We start from the raw sequence: 16,290 nt of genomic DNA, 5'->3' as shown, positions 1-16,290 counted from the left end.
AATGACCGGACGTGCCAGGACATTTCTTCTCGCCGTTGGACTGCTCGGTTCGGCTGTGGTCGTTCCGGCGGCGGCCACCGAAGTGGCCATGAAGGGCGCTGACATTCTCGCCACCTTGAAGGGCGCGCACGTCGAAGGCACGGACTGGTCACAGAGTTTCGATGATGGCGGCGCCACGCTCTACGTCAAGGGCAGCAACCAGTCGCCCGGCCGATGGGACGTTCGCGGCGACCAGTACTGTTCGCTGTGGCCGCCCTCCGACGTCTGGGCCTGCTACGCCATGACCATCGATACCTCCAATCCTGCCAATGAGCAGGTCACCTGGATCAGCGCCGACGGCCACCGCAGTGCCGCGCATCTCATTCGAAAGGGAAAGTGACGCCATGAACGATCCTCGCCACAACATCCGTGAAGTCCGCAGCCCTCGCGGCGACAAGCTCAACGCCAAATACTGGACCACAGAAGCGCCGCTGCGCATGCTGATGAACAATCTCGACCCAGAGGTCGCCGAAAACCCCAACGAGCTGGTCGTCTATGGCGGCATCGGCCGTGCCGCGCGCACCTGGAACGATTTCGACAGCATCGTAGCCTCGCTGAAGACCCTCAATGAGGACGAGACGCTGCTGGTGCAGTCCGGCAAGCCGGTTGGCGTGTTCCGTACGCACACCGATGCGCCGCGTGTGCTGATCGCCAACTCCAACATCGTACCCCACTGGGCAACCTGGGATAAATTCAACGAGCTCGATAAGAAGGGCCTGATGATGTACGGCCAGATGACGGCCGGATCCTGGATCTATATCGGCACGCAAGGCATCGTGCAGGGCACTTACGAGACCTTCGTCGAGGCCGGCCGCCAACACTACAACGGCAACCTCAAGGGCAAATGGATCCTGACCGGCGGTCTCGGCGGCATGGGAGGCGCCCAGCCCCTGGCCGCTGTCATGGCCGGCGCTTGCTGCCTCGCCATTGAGTGCAATCCGGACTCGATCGATTTCCGCCTGCGCACCCGCTATGTCGACGAGAAGGCCGAGACGCTGGACGAAGCGATGGAAATGATCGAGCGCTGGACCAAGGCCGGCGAGGCGAAGTCGGTCGGCCTGCTCGGCAATGCGGCCGAGATCGTGCCGGAAATGTTCCGGCGCGGCATCCGCCCCGATATGGTCACCGACCAGACTTCGGCCCACGACCCCATTAACGGTTATCTGCCGAAGGGCTGGACGATGGCTGAATGGCGCGAGAAGCGCGTATCCGATCCAAAGGCGGTCGAAAAGGCGGCGCGTGCCTCGATGCGCGAGCATGTCGAGGCGATGGTCGCATTCTGGAACGCCGGCGTGCCGACGCTCGATTACGGCAACAACATCCGCCAGGTGGCCAAGGACGAGGGTTTCGAAAACGCCTTTGCCTTCCCGGGCTTCGTGCCGGCCTATATCCGGCCGCTGTTCTGCCGCGGCATCGGTCCGTTCCGCTGGGCCGCGCTCTCGGGCGACCCGGAAGACATCTACAAGACCGACGCCAAGGTGCGCGAACTGACGCCGGGCAACACGCATTTGCACAACTGGCTCGACATGGCGCGCGAGCGCATCGCCTTCCAGGGCCTGCCGGCGCGCATCTGCTGGGTCGGTCTCGGCGACCGCCACAGGCTTGGCCTCGCCTTCAACGAGATGGTGGCCAAGGGTGAGCTCAAGGCGCCGGTGGTCATCGGCCGCGATCACCTCGATTCCGGCTCTGTCGCCTCGCCGAACCGCGAGACGGAATCGATGAAGGACGGCTCTGATGCGGTGTCCGACTGGCCGCTGCTCAACGCGCTGCTGAACACGGCGTCGGGCGCCACCTGGGTGTCGCTGCACCATGGCGGCGGCGTCGGCATGGGCTTTTCGCAGCATTCTGGCATGGTCATCGTTGCCGACGGCACGCCGGATGCCGCAAGGCGCCTGGAGCGTGTGCTGTGGAACGACCCTGCGACCGGCGTCATGCGCCACGCCGACGCCGGCTACGACATCGCCATTGCCTGCGCCAAGGAGCACCAGCTCAATCTGCCCGGCATTCTCGGCTGATTGGCAGAAACGATGCGCATCCTTCGTGCCGCCTCCTACCGCGTCATGCCGTGGAAGAATGGGGGCGGCACGACGACCGAGATCATTGTCTCACCTGACGGCGCCGGGCTCGACGATTTCGACTGGCGCGTGTCGATGGCGCGCGTCGCCAGTAGCGGCCCGTTCTCCGGTTTTGCCGGCGTCGACCGCACGCTGGCGGTGCTGGAAGGCGAGGGCATTGTCCTCGATATCGCCGGCCAGCCGGCGGCTGAACTGACCAAAGCGTCCGCCCCGCTTGCCTTTCCGGCCGATGTGCCGACGTCAGCCGCGCTGATCGGAGGTCCGATCACCGATCTCAACGTCATGACCCGCCGCGGGCGGATGACCCACACGGTCGAACGCCTGATGATTTCCGCCGCAACCGGGGTTCTGCCGGCGGCCGGTACGACCCTTGTCCTGTCTCTGGACAGTGACGTAACAGTGGCTGGCGCAGAAGCCGTCCGCATCGGGCCGCTCGACGCGCTGCTGCTCGAGCCCGGCGCCGGGAAATTGCGCCTGGAGCCGGCGGGGGAGACGACCCTGTTCGTCATCCGCATCGAGCGTGTTTCCGGCAACGATTAACGCCTGTTGCCAAACATGATCGCGACGCTGGCAAAATATAGCGTAAGCTGTTGGCCGGATCACGAAAAAGCCTGAATCCTTCCGTCGATCAAACGCGGACGGGAGCGTGGGGCGCTCGTCCTAGAGTTGTCGAGAGATGACGCCCTGTCGTGGTGCGGAGACAAACTTTCGGCCAAGTGTTGCGATGCAACCAATTGCATTTGAAACGGTTTTAGGGACATTGCCGTGGCGGTGACGCCGCACTGCGTCCCTCATGCGGAATTTTCAATGAATATTCAGACGAATCCGGCCCAGATCGAAAAGACGAGCGCCAAGTTCCCGGCCATCACCGAAGAGCCGATCCGCTCCAATTTCCTGCCGGAGGATCGTCTGCGCACGCTGGGCGTCAGCCTTGCCAAGGGCGACCTTACGGATCTGTTCGGCCTGACGCCGTTCGACTTCCAGGCCCGCATCCGCGACAGCGCCAAGAAGATTCTTGAGGTCTACCGCTCGACCAACGCAGCGCAGGCGCGCGGCGAAACCATCACGCCGGCAGCGCAATGGCTGCTCGACAACAATTATCTGGTCGAGGAAACCATTTTCCAGGTCAAGCGCGACCTGCCGCGCCGTTTCTACCGGCAGTTGCCGACCCTGAAACTGTCAGAAACCACTGTCGTGCCGCGCGCGCTGGCGCTGGCCTGGACCTATGTCGCACATTCCGACAGTTCGGTCTCGGCGACAATGTTCAAGTCGATCGTCGAGGGTTTCCAGTCCATCGAGCCGCTGAAGATTGGCGAGCTCTGGGCGCTGCCGTCGCTGCTGCGCTTCGTGCTCATCGAAAACCTTCGCCGCATCGCGGTGCGCGTCAATCGCACCCGGCAGATGCGCCAGATCGCCAATGAGGTCGCCGACCGCGTGCTGGCGACCGATGACAGCGCCGACCGCCAGGCGATCCTTGCGAACTACGGCGCCCATGCGCAGGACACCACTTTCGCCACCCAGTTGCTCTACCGCCTGCGCGACGGATCGCAGAATGCCGGCCGGGCGCTGGAATGGCTGGAAGGGGAACTCGAGAAGACCGGCTCCGACGCCGAGGAAATCATCATCGGCGAGCATCACACGCTGTCCAGCGGCAATGTCACCACCGGCAACATCATCCGCGGCCTACGGCTCATCAACGACGTCGACTGGACGGTGTGGTTCGAAGGCGTCAGCCGTATCGACACGATCTTGCGCGAGCGCACCGATTTCGCCGCGCTCGATTTCTTCTCGCGCGACCAGTACCGGACCTCGATCGAGCAACTGGCGCGCCACTCGGACCTGTCCGAGTTTCGTGTCGCCGAACGGGCGATCGAACTCGCCGGCCATGCTGCGCCAAGCGAGGCAGCCAGCGTTGATGCGGTCCAACCCGATGCCATCGCACAGGCTGACGTCGGCTTCTTCCTCGTCGGCCCGCGCCGGTTGGAGCTGGAAAGGTCGATCGGCTACCGGCCGACCATCAGTGAGAAGATCAAGCGGGCGTTCCGCAAGACCGGCTGGCTCGGCATCGTCGTGCCGGTGTTCGCGCTGACGGCCCTGCTTCTGGTCCTTTCCGGCAATGCGCTGGCCAATCTCGGCCTGTCGGTGCCGTCGATCGTCCTCATGCTGGTGCTGTTTGCCGTGCCGGCGAGCGAAGGCGCGCTCGCCTTCTTCAACACTGTCGTGTCGCTGTTCCTGAAGCCGACGCGGCTCATCGGCTATGACTACAAGCATGGCGTGCCGGCCGAAGCGCGCACGATGGTGGTGGTGCCGTCGCTGATCGGCTCTCGCGACGATGTCGAGGAAAGCATCCGCAACATCGAAGTGCATCATCTCGCCAACACGGCGGACGAAATCCATTTCGCGCTGCTTTCGGACTGGCCGGACTCGAAGACCGAGATCGATGCGGCCGACGTCGAGATCCTGCAATTTGCCCGCGACGAGATTGCCCGGCTGAACGCCCGCTATCCCACAGAGGGCGCGCCGCGCTTCTACGTCCTGCACCGCCGCCGGCTCTACAATGCCGCTCAAGGGTGCTGGATGGGCTGGGAGCGCAAGCGCGGCAAGCTGCACGAACTGGACCTGCTGCTGCGCGGCGACAGCGACACGACATTCCTGCCGCCCGGCGTGCCGTTGCCGGAGAACGTCGTCCACGTCATGACGCTGGACGCCGATACCCGCACCACCCGTGACGCCGTCGCTACGCTGGTCGGCAAGCTTTGCCACCCGCTCAACCGTCCGCATTTCGATGCCGCCAAACGGGTCGTGACCGCCGGCTACACCATCTTGCAGCCGCGCATCACCGCCTCACTGACCAGCGGCGACGACGCCTCGTTCTTCCAGCGTGTCTTCTCGGCCAATCGCGGTCTCGACCCTTACGTCTTTGCGGTGTCGGATCTCTACCAGGACGTCTTCGGCGACGGCTCCTTCACCGGCAAGGGCCTCTATCACATCGACGCCTTCGAGGCGGCGCTGAAAGGCCGCATCGAGGAAAACACCATCCTCAGCCACGATCTGCTCGAAGGCGCGCTGGCGCGCTCGGCGCTGGTTACCGACGTCGAACTGGTCGAGGATTATCCGACCCGCTATTCGGTCGACGCGTCGCGTCACCATCGCTGGGCGCGGGGCGACTGGCAGCTTCTCGGCTTCATCCTCGACCCGCGCTCGGACGTGCCGGCGCTGTCGCGCTGGAAGATGGTCGACAATCTGCGCCGCTCGCTGACGCCGATCTTCTGGGTGATGGCGGCGATCGCCGGCTGGACACTGCTGCCGTTCACGCAGGCCGCGCAATGGCAAGCACTGCTGATCCTCAGCCTGTTCATGGCGCCGACCTTCGACATCGTCAACGCCATCCTGCCCAAGAGCGGCGACCAGACGGCGCGCGGTCACTTCTCCGCTCTGGCGCGCGATGTCGCCTTCGGCACCGCCATGGTGGCGCTGAAGATCGTGCTGATGGCACACAACGCCTGGATGATGGGCGATGCCATCATCCGCACGCTCTACCGCCTGTTCGTCAGCCGTCAGAACTTGCTTGAATGGCGCACGGCGTCGCAGGCGCACAAGAGCGGCGACAACGATATCGGCTCCTACTACGGCATGATGTATGGCGCCGTGATCATCGGCTTCGTCGGGCTCGCCATACCGGTGCTGGCCGATTCCACCGGCGCCTTCGTCGCCTTTTTCTTCGCCCTGTTCTGGATCGGCTCGCCGGCCATTGCCGCCTGGATCAGCCGTTCGGCCGAAACCGAGGACCAGCTGCGCATATCGGCGGCCGACGTCCATACGCTGCGCACCGTTGCGCGGCGCACCTGGCACTATTTCGAAACCTTCGTAACGGCCGAACACCACAATCTGCCGCCCGACAATTTCCAGGAAAGCCCGGCGCCGGTCGTGGCGCCACGCACGTCGCCGACCAACATCGGCGTCTACCTGCTTTCCGTGGTCTCGGCGCGCGATTTCGGCTGGATCAGCCTGTCCGACGCCATCACCCGTATCGATGCGACGATGACGACCATCGAGAGCATGCCGCGCAACCGCGGCCATCTCTTCAACTGGTACGACACGACGACGCTGAAGCCGCTCTATCCGCTCTATATCTCGGCCGTCGACAGCGGCAATCTCGCCGGACATCTGGTGGCGGTGGCCGCCGCTTGCGCCGAATGGGCCGAAGCGCCGTCCGTGCATCTGCAGGGCGATTTCGAGGGCGTCCTCGACACGGTGACGATCCTCGACGAGAGCCTCGAGGAACTGCCCGACGACCGCCGCCAGCTCAGGCCGTTGCGCCAGCGGCTCGCCGACCGCCTCGAGGGCATGCGGCGCGCGGTGATGACGATCAAGGCGCAGCCGGAAATGGCGTCGATCCGCACCATCAACCTGGCGGTGCTGGCCGGCGAGATACGCAAGCTCGCCACCGCCATCCACACCGAGGCCGCATCGCCGCGCAGCGACGTCATCGCCGACTGGGCGGCGAGGCTGGAGGCGACCTGCGAGGCGCACGTCCACGATTCGCACAGCGACGAAAACGCCGTCGAAGCCTTGCGCGCCAAGCTGCTGGCTTTGCGCGAGCGCACGCGCCGCTTCGCCTTCGAGATGGAGTTCGCCTTCCTGATGCGGCAGGAGCGCAAGTTGCTGTCGATCGGCTACCGCGTCGAGGAACACCAGCTCGACGAAAGCTGCTACGACCTGCTCGCCTCCGAGGCACGGCTGACCAGCCTGTTCGCCATCGCCAAGGGCGACCTGCCGACCGAGCATTGGTTCCGGCTTGGCCGGCCGATCGTCGAGATCGGTTTCCAGGGCGCGCTGATGTCCTGGTCCGGCTCGATGTTCGAGTATCTGATGCCGCCGCTGGTGATGAAGGAGCCGCAAGGCTCGATCCTCAACCAGACCAGCAAGCTGATCATCAAGCGCCAGATCCAGTATGCGCGCTCGAAGAACGTGCCGTGGGGCATCTCGGAAGCGGCCTACAACGCCCGCGATCGCGAGCTGACCTACCAGTACACCAATTTCGGCGTTCCCGGCCTCGGGCTGAAACGCGGCCTTGGCCAGAACACGGTGATCGCGCCTTACGCGACTGTGCTGGCGGCGCAGTTTACGCCGCGCGAATCCGTGCAGAACCTGGCCAGGCTGAAGGCGATCGGCGCCCTTGGCCGGCACGGTTATTACGACGCGGTCGATTTCACGCCGCAGCGCGTGCCCGAGGGCACCGACCATGCCGTCGTCTTGAACTACATGGCCCACCACTCCGGCATGTCGATCGCCGCCGTTGCCAACGCCATTTTCGAAGGCCGCCTGCGCGACCGCTTCCACAGCGATCCGGTGATCGAGTCCGCCGAATTGCTGCTGCAGGAGAGGGCGCCACGCGACATCCCGACCGCCACCGTCAGGACCGAGGCCGACGAGCGCTCGAAGGACGAAACCGAGCTCGAAAGCCCGGATTCCCGCATCATCCTCGATCCGGCCAAGGCGCTGCGTTCAACCAGCGTCATGTCCAATGGCCGCTATTCGGTCATGGTCACCGCCACCGGCTCCGGCTACAGCCGCTGGGGCGAACTCGCCGTCACCCGCTGGCAGCCGGACCCGACCGAGGATCGGCTTGGCTCCTATATCTTCTTGCGCGATGCCGGCACCGGCGACTGGTGGTCGGCCACTTCGGAGCCGAAGCAGGCAACCGACGAGAAGGTGCAGACGCTGTTCTCCGACGACAAGGCGAGTTTCGTCAAATCGGTGGGATCGCTGCGTTCCGAAGTCGAATGTATCGTCATTTCGGAAGGCAATGGCGAGGGACGGCGGGTCACGCTCTTCAATGACGGCCCGACCGACCGGCATATCGAGGTGACCTCCTTTGCCGAGCTGGTGCTGGGCTCCGACACGTCGGACAACGCGCATCCGGCCTTTTCGAAGATGTTCATCGAAACCGAGATCGCGGCCAACAACGCGGCGATCTTCGCCACCCGGCGCAAGCGCGACAAGAACGAGCCCGATGTCACCGCGGTGCATTTCGTCACCGATCCGTCCGGGTCGGCGCGCGATGCCGAGGCGGAAACCGACCGCCGCGCCTTCATCGGCCGCGGCCGCACCATCGCCGAGGCGGCAGCCTTCGACCCGGGCGCCAAGCTCGGCGGCCATTCCGGCTTCACGCTGGATCCGGTCGCTTCGCTGCGCCGGCAAGTGCGCGTCCCCGCCAACAAGAAGATCTCGCTGACCTTCTGGACCGTCGTCGGCGCCAACCGTGCCGAGCTCGACGAAGCCGTGGCGCGGCTCGATCATCCCGAAAGCTTCGCCCGCCAGGCGATGCTCGCCTGGACGCGCAGCCAGGTGCAGACACGCCACCTCGGTCTCAGCCTGACCGACGCCGCCAATGTGCAGAAGCTGGCGCGCTACCTGATCTATCCCGATCCGTTCTTGCGCCTTCCCGCTGAATCCATCGCCTCGGGGCTCGGCAAGCAGTCAAGCCTGTGGCCGACCAGCATCTCCGGCGACTTTCCGATCTTCCTGGTCAGGATCGGCGACGTCGCCGATCTGGAGATCGTCGCCCAGGCGCTTCGCTTCCAGGAGTATATGCGCGCCCGCGGCATGATGATCGACTTCGTCGTCGTCAACGAGCAGGCTTCGTCCTACGTTCAGGACCTGCAGCGTGCCGTCGAGACGCTGTGCGAAAACAGCCGCCTTCGCGGCAAGGAACTCGGGCCGCGCCAGCACATCTTCGCCGTGCGCCGCGACCTGATGGACGAGGCGACCTACAAGACCTTGCTCGCCGTCGCCCGCGTCGTGCTGCACACCCGCAACGGCACCATCTTCGACCAGATCGAGCGCGCCGAGGCGGCAGCGCTGCAGGCGCGCGACGCCCTGCAGCCGCCGGCTACGGCAGCCCTTCGCGAACCGTCCTTGCCGGTGCCGAGCGCGACGGCGTTTCATGCTCCGGTCGAAAGCAGCGCCGACGGCAGTGGCCTCAGCCTGTGGAACGGGTTTGGCGGCTTCGAAGGCGACGGACGTCACTATGTCACGCGCCTTGCCGGCCGGCGCACGACGCCGCAGCCATGGATCAACGTCGTTTCCAACGCCTCGTTCGGGTTCCATGTTTCGGCCGAGGGCGCCGCCTTCACCTGGAGCCGCAACAGCCGCGACTATCAATTGACGCCGTGGTCGAACGACCCGGTCTCAAACCGGCCGGGCGAGGGCATCTACATCTACGACCACGCCAGCGGCCGGGCGTTCTCGCCGACGGCCGCCGTGGTGCGCGATCCGGCCATGACCTATGAAACATGGCACGGCCAGGGCTTTTCGACCTTCCGCTCCAGGCGCGGGCCGCTGTCGATGGACCTGACCCATGTCGTGGATCCGCTCGATCCGGTGAAAATCACGCGGTTGCGCATCCAGAATTCCGGTTCGGTGCCGGCGCGGCTGCGCATCTATGCCTATGCGGAATGGGTGCTTGGCGGCCATCGGTCGCGCACGGCGGCGACCATCGTTTCGTCAAGGGATGCCGCCACCGGCGCGCTGCTGGCGCAAAATCCCTATGGACTCGATTTTGCCGAACGGGTGGCTTTCCTGGCCGCCGATGGCGCCGTGCAGTCAGTGACATCCGACCGTGGCGAGTTCATCGGCCGGCAAGGCACCGCCGAACTTCCGCACGCCGTGCTAAGCGGCGCTGCCCTGTCGGGCCGGGTCGAGGCTGGCGACGATCCTTGTGCCGCCATCGCACGTGACGTCGACATCCCCGCTGGCGGCGACGTCACATTGGTTTGGCTGCTCGGCGACGCTGCTTCTCCCGAGGAGGCCAGCGCCCTGGTGCAGACCCATCGCGGCAAGGATTTCGATCAGCGGCTGGCCGACAACGAGCGCGAGTGGCGTGGCTTCCTCGACACCATTCAGGTCGAGACGCCGGACAAGGCGCTCGATGCCATGGTCAACCACTGGCTGCCCTACCAGAGCCTTGCCTGCCGCATCCGCGCCCGCTCCGCCTTCTACCAGGCGAGTGGCGCCTTCGGCTTCCGCGACCAGCTGCAAGACACGCTGGCCCTGCTGGCGCACGATCCGAAACTGGCGCGCGACCAGATCCTCAACGCAGCGCGCCGGCAATTCCCGGAAGGCGATGTGCAGCATTGGTGGCTGCCGCGCACCGACGCGGGCGTCCGCACCATGATCTCGGACGATGTGGTCTGGCTGGCGCACGCCACCGCACGCTATCTGCTGGTGACCGGCGACACCGCGATCCTGAAGGAGCAATTGCCTTTCATCGACGGGCAGGTGCTGGGTGAAGGCGAGCACGATGCGTTCTTCACTCCGGAAATCTCCAAAACCACCGCCACGCTCTATGACCATTGCGCGCGTGCGCTCGACCTTGCCGTCAAGCGCAGCAGCCCTGCCGGGCTGCCGCTGATCCTTGGCGGCGACTGGAACGACGGCATGAACCGCGTCGGCGAACAGGGCAAGGGCGAGAGCGTCTGGCTGGGCTGGTTCTTGCTGAAGACGCTGGGCGACTTTGCCGCTGTCGCCAAGACGCAAGGCGATAGCAAGCGGGGGCAGGCCTGGACCAGGCATGCCGACGTGCTGAAGCGGGCGCTGGAAAGCACCGCCTGGGACGGGCAATGGTATCGCCGCGGCAGCTTCGACGACGGCACGCCGCTGGGGTCGCACGATTCCGACGAGTGCAAGATCGACTCGATCGCCCAGTCGTGGAGCGTGCTTTCGGGCGAGGGCGATCCGGCACGCTCGACCAAAGCCATGCAGCAGGCGACAAAGATGCTCGTCGATGACGAGCTCAAGATCGTCAAGCTGTTCACTCCGCCCTTCTCCAAGACCGAGAAGGACCCGGGCTACATCAAGAGCTATCCGCCGGGTGTCCGCGAGAATGGCGGCCAGTACACCCACGCGGCGACATGGTTCGTCATCGCGCTCGCCGAAATGGGGCGCACCGACGACGCCTATCGCTGTTTCTCGATGCTCAACCCGGTCAACCATGCCCTGGATGAGGGCACGGCCGAGCACTATCGGGTCGAGCCCTATGTCGTCGCCGCCGACATCTATGCCGGCGAAGGCAAGGGCGGCCGTGGCGGCTGGACCTGGTACACCGGCTCTGCCGGCTGGCTGTACCGGGCTGCGGTCGAAAGCATCCTCGGCATCGAACGGCGCGGTCAGAGCATCCAGTTCAGGCCGAAACTGCCGGGGCATTGGGATGGCTATTCGGCGACGCTGAAGATGTTGGGCGCCGAAATCAAGCTTCGCGTCGTCCGCGACAAAAAAGCCAAGGCTATCTCGCTCGAAGTGAACGGGGTGAAGACAAAAACCTCGTCTTTCGAGCCCAAGGCCGGTGACAAGGCCGAGGTGGTCGTCAGGATTCCGGCCTAAAGCGCCGCATTCCAGAGCGCCGCGCGCCCCTTTTTGGGGCGCGCCATAGTATCCATTCGAAATCGGCACCGACTTTTCCCCATCTGACCTTCGTCGGGGAAGCCATGGCGTGTAGTTTCAATGGCTTGAAGTATCCCGGGGCGGTGCGGCATTCATCGCTTTTACTTGGCCCACGACAATCCTCGGCAAGCCGCCCGAGGCCTTCGGGGACCCGCGCAATCGCTTGCTGATTAAAATTGTGGCAGGGCCAGTCCGCTGCCATGATTTTGCCGCAAGGCTGGCATTTCACCTTTTATCTCAAACCGTTAGGTGATCACGCGAGATTTCGCACCGTAGCCATCTTTTGTTCGCGAATTGGGAACGGAAGGGGTAGAGGGGCATTGTTTTGCGACGCGTTAACCGATACGTGTCAAGAAATGGTGCAGTGCACAATGAATGTTTGGGCGGAGTAAGCTGAAGTGTCCCTTCTGCAAATCTACTGGAGAGCGCTGGGTTATCTCGCTGCCGACAGGAAGCGCGTCGCGCTGATCTGCGGTGCGAATGTCGCTCTCGCAGCCATCGCCATCCTTGAGCCGATCATGTTCGGACGGGTGATCGGTGCCATCTCGGAACGCGGCTCCGTCTTCCAGACGCTGGCGATGTGGGCCGGCCTCGGCGCCTTCAACATCGTCGCCTTCGTGCTGGTGGCGCGTGGCGCCGACCGCTTTGCCCACAAGCGCCGCAGCGAGGTGCTTTGCCAGTCGTTCGAGCGCGTGATCACCATGCCGCTTGCCTGGCATCATCAGCGCGGCACCTCCAACGCGCTGCACACGCTGCTGCGCGCGGTCGAGACCCTGTTCAGCCTGTGGCTCGAATTCATGCGCCAGCATCTCTCCACCGCCGTCGCCCTGGTTCTGCTGGTGCCGACCGCGATCAGCATGGATCTGCGCATGTCGCTGGTGCTCTTGGGCCTCGGCGTACTCTATGTCGGCATCGGCCGGCTGGTCATGCGGCGCACCAAGGAAGGCCAGGCGGCCGTCGAGCGGCACTACCATCAGGTGTTCGCGCATGTCACCGATTCCGTCAGCAACGTCGCCGTGCTGCAGAGCTACAACCGCATCGGCCACGAGACCGAAGCGCTGAAGCTTTATGTCAAGAACCTGCTCGATGCCCAGAACCCGGTACTCGACTGGTGGGCGATGGCCAACGCGCTGCATCGCCTGTCGTCGACTATTTCGATGATGATCGTGCTGTTGATCGGCTCCTATCTGGTGATGAATGGCCAGCTACGCATCGGCGACGTCATTGCCTTTACCGGCTTTGCCACGCTGCTGATCGCCCGCCTCGACCAGATGTCGGCTTTTGCCAACCAGATTTCCGAAGCCAGGGCCAAGCTCGAGGAGTTCTATCAGCTTGAGGACTCCGCGGCCGAATCCGCCGAGCCCGATGGCTTGCGCGATCTCGCCAATGTCACCGGTCACGTCCGGTTCGAAGATGTCGGTTTCGAATTCGCCAATTCGGGGCAGGGCGTCGTGGACGTGTCGTTCGAGGTCCAGGCTGGACAGACCGTCGCCATCGTCGGCCCGACCGGCGCCGGCAAGACCACGCTCATCAATCTTTTGCAGCGCGTCTTCACGCCGTCCAGTGGCCGCATCCTGATCGACGGCGTCGACACCCGCACGGTGACCCGCAAGTCGCTGCGCCATTCGATCGCCACCGTGTTCCAGGATGCCGGCCTGCTCAACCGCTCGATCGAGGACAACATCCGCGTCGGCCGCGCCGAAGCCACCTATGACGAGGTTCACGCCGCCGCCAATGCCGCCGCCGCGCAGGATTTCATCCTGTCGAAGAGCGCCGGCTACGACACGGTCGTCGGCGAGCGCGGCGGGCAGCTTTCGGGCGGCGAGCGCCAGCGCATCGCCATTGCCCGCGCCGTGCTCAAGGACGCGCCGATCCTGGTGCTCGACGAAGCCACCAGCGCGCTCGACGTCGAGACCGAAGACCGCGTCAAGGAAGCGATCGACGAACTGCGCCGCGGCCGCACCACCTTCATCATCGCCCACCGCCTGACCACCGTTCGCGACGCCGATCTTGTCGTGTTCATGGACAAGGGCCGGGTGATCGAGATGGGCGGTTTCGCCGAACTGTCGATCCGCAACGGCCGCTTTGCCAGCCTGCTGCGCGCCGGCGGCCTGCTCAACGACGAGGAGGTTCGCCGCCTCAGCCGCACCGTGCAGCAACAGCAGGAACAGGCCGCGTAAGCGGGAGCGCCTCTTCCTTCTCCCCCGGGGGAGAAGGGAACTCCCGCGCCTGCGACACCACCACTCGATTGCCCCTCATGCGCCGCCGGTCTATGTAGAGCCGCATGAGCGACACGACTTCACGCCTTGCAGGCTGGATGGATCTTGCCAACCCGACGCGCTTTGTCGGACTGGCCGACAGGGTCGTGCCATGGCTGGCGTCCATCGCCGCCATTGTGCTTGCCATCGGGCTTTATATGAGCTTCACCGCGCCGGAAGATTTCCAGCAAGGCATCACCGTGCGCATCATGTACATCCACGTGCCTTTCGCCTGGCTCGCCATGATGTGTTACACGGTGATGGCGATCTCGGCTCTCGGCACGCTGGTCTGGCGCCATCCGCTGGCTGACGTCGCGCTGAAATCCGCCGCCCCCATCGGCGCCGTCTTCACCGCCCTGGCGCTGATCACCGGTTCGATCTGGGGCAAGCCGATGTGGGGCACCTGGTGGGTGTGGGACGCCCGCCTGACCTCGGTCTTCATCCTGTTCCTGATGTATCTCGGCATCATTGCGCTGACCCGAGCGCTCGACGACGCCAGCCGCGCCGCCTGGGCCGCCGCCATCATCACTCTGGTCGGCTTCATCAACATCCCGATCATCAAATTCTCGGTCGACTGGTGGAACACGCTGCATCAGCCGGCTTCGGTGTTCCGCCTCGGCGGGCCAACCATCGACCCCAGCCTGCTGTGGCCCTTGCTGGTGATGGCTGTCGGCTTCACCATGCTGTTCTTCGCCCTGCATTTGATGGCGATGCGCACGGAAATCCGCCGTCGCCGCGTCATTGCCATGCGCCGTGTCGCGGCGAGGCAGGCGGAGCGGTAGTCGATTTAAGGCCCGCTGCGTCGGCGCACCGACAAATCAAGCGTCTGCCGTCTCTGAACGGCCTGTCATTTCTGCAGATTGTGAACCTCGAACGAAGTCTCCTGAGGCGGTGAGGTGAACCCACCCTTGATGCCCTTTTTCATTTGAGGCATCAGGACATCGTCCCGGAACTGCTCCCAATTCTTCTTGGATTCGTGAACCGCAACAATTGACCAGCCACCGGTCGACGGACCGGCAACATGGAAGACCTGGCCTTTTGGCAGGCTTTTTCCGTCTGCTGGATGCACCGCGGCGATTGACGCCTCGTATTGCTCCTTCGTGCCGCCAGGAAAATAATGCATGATTGCGTAAGCCATTTTGGTTCCTCCCGAGCAAAGCCGGACTCCATCCAATAGCCAGCTTGCTGAAGCCAGATTGACGTGGGGGATCGCAGGGGACAAGCCGGACCTTAGACAGGGGACGACCAGCGCCAAGCCCCGGACACGGGTCTGAATGTTCGCGTCAGCCGGTCCGCCCCCGCGCTGCTACCGGCAGCGTCTCCAGCACCTGTTCGCCCGCAATCAGATGCACCTGGTCGAACAGATTGGTCACCACGCAGCAATGGTCGGGCACGACGCGCACGCGCTCGCCGATGCGCAGTTTTGCCTCGCCCGAAAGCGTGACGTTGCCATGCTCTTCGCTGAGGCCGGTGACCCTGGCGCCGGGAACGCCCAGCAACTCGCCGAAATCGGCAAGCCCCAGCGTGTCGCTGGTCAGCGCCTTGCTGCCGGCATCGAGGATGGCGCGCGTCGGCGTCGGGTGGCTGACCACCGTCGACAGCACCGTCAGCGCGCAATCGTCAAGACTGCCGACGCCTTTGGCCACCTGATAGCGGTCGAGATAGATGTAGGTGCCGGGGCGGTATTCGGTGACGACGCTGTCCTCGCCGGAGCGCCACATATCCGGCGTGCCGCCGCTGGAGATGCGCTCGCAGGCTAGGCCCGACGCGGCCAGTGCCTGCTTGGCCTGAGCAAGCCAGGCCTCGGCCTCCGCGGCGCGGCCCGCTGCCGGGTAGGTCATCAGCCCGCCGAAGCTAAGCCCCTTGGCCTTGTCGATCTCTCTCGCCAGCGCGACCGCCTCGCTGGCCGACTGGACGCCGCAGCGCCCCATGCCGGTGTCGCATTCCACCAGCACCGGCAGCTTGTGGCCGGCATCGGTGAAGGTAGCAGCCAGCCCCTCGAGCGTCTCCTTGCTGTCGGTCGTCACCGAAAGCGTCACACGACCATGCAGCGCCAGCAAGCGCTCCAGCTTGGCGCGCCCGAGAATGTTGTAGGGCAGAAAAATATCAGCAAGGCCGGCATCGGCCATCACTTCGGCCTCGCCGATCTTCTGGCAAGTGATCCCGACGGCGCCGGCGGCGACCTGCTTCCTGGCCCAGTAAGGCAGCTTGTGCGTCTTGATGTGCGGCCTGAGTTTCAGCCCATGGCGGTCGGCATGGGCCTGCGCCCGCGCGATGTTGGCTTCGGCGCGGCCGGCATCGATCAGGATCGCCGGCGTATCGAGGTCGTCTATGCTGAGCATGAATGTCACCCTGGGAATTTGCCCAGACTTATGGCCTCGATCGCAGCCGATGTCATGGGGCCAGCATGCAGTTTACGTCGACACCGGAACGGTGTTCGGTTATGCGCTACAGGCACCGCCTGAAGAAGGGAT

The 16,290-nt window shown here is 64.5% G+C and carries 8 protein-coding genes; 6 read left to right on the top strand and 2 right to left on the bottom strand.

Translation table 11 applies throughout. The features are described 5' to 3' along the window. Position 1 precedes the first annotated feature (1 nt). The 6 genes from AC1DXU_RS16545 to AC1DXU_RS16520 all read left to right on the top strand — a co-directional run bounded on the left by AC1DXU_RS16545 (position 2) and on the right by AC1DXU_RS16520 (position 14,598). Positions 2 to 379 carry a hypothetical protein gene (locus tag AC1DXU_RS16545; protein ID WP_477370257.1) on the top strand — a complete coding sequence of 126 codons (378 nt, stop codon included), beginning with the start codon at positions 2 to 4 and terminating at the stop codon, positions 377 to 379. 4 nt (positions 380 to 383) lie between these two features. Then, complete coding sequence (gene hutU / locus AC1DXU_RS16540) at positions 384 to 2,054, top strand: urocanate hydratase (protein WP_477320159.1); 1,671 nt, start codon at positions 384 to 386, stop codon at positions 2,052 to 2,054. 12 nt (positions 2,055 to 2,066) lie between these two features. Then, positions 2,067 to 2,654 carry a HutD/Ves family protein gene (locus tag AC1DXU_RS16535; RefSeq protein ID WP_477370254.1) on the top strand — a complete coding sequence of 196 codons (588 nt, stop codon included), beginning with the start codon at positions 2,067 to 2,069 and terminating at the stop codon, positions 2,652 to 2,654. A gap of 267 nt (positions 2,655 to 2,921) precedes the next feature. Beyond that, complete coding sequence (locus AC1DXU_RS16530) at positions 2,922 to 11,498, top strand: glycoside hydrolase family 94 protein (RefSeq protein ID WP_477370251.1); 8,577 nt, start codon at positions 2,922 to 2,924, stop codon at positions 11,496 to 11,498. Positions 11,499 to 11,956: 458 nt separating this feature from the next. Then, a complete protein-coding gene (locus tag AC1DXU_RS16525; RefSeq protein WP_477370248.1) occupies positions 11,957 to 13,738 on the top strand; it encodes a glucan ABC transporter ATP-binding protein/ permease in 1,782 nt (593 codons plus the stop codon). Between the two features lie 104 nt (positions 13,739 to 13,842). After that, the gene (locus AC1DXU_RS16520; RefSeq protein ID WP_477370245.1) at positions 13,843 to 14,598 is read left to right on the top strand and encodes a heme ABC transporter permease; all 756 of its coding nucleotides are present in this window, start codon (positions 13,843 to 13,845) and stop codon (positions 14,596 to 14,598) included. A 65-nt stretch (positions 14,599 to 14,663) separates the two neighbouring features. Here the strand turns inward: AC1DXU_RS16520 and AC1DXU_RS16515 are convergent, their stop codons facing one another. Beyond that, positions 14,664 to 14,954, bottom strand: a complete 291-nt coding sequence (locus AC1DXU_RS16515) for a hypothetical protein (RefSeq protein ID WP_477370242.1) — start codon at positions 14,952 to 14,954, stop codon at positions 14,664 to 14,666. A gap of 145 nt (positions 14,955 to 15,099) precedes the next feature. Then, complete coding sequence (locus AC1DXU_RS16510) at positions 15,100 to 16,158, bottom strand: D-TA family PLP-dependent enzyme (RefSeq protein ID WP_477370239.1); 1,059 nt, start codon at positions 16,156 to 16,158, stop codon at positions 15,100 to 15,102. Between the last annotated feature and the right edge of the window lie 132 nt (positions 16,159 to 16,290).

This window comes from Mesorhizobium sp. P3_A10 (assembly GCF_056403175.1).
Note: the sequence above shows the minus strand (reverse complement) of the source record. Positions and strands in the feature narration are given on the sequence as shown.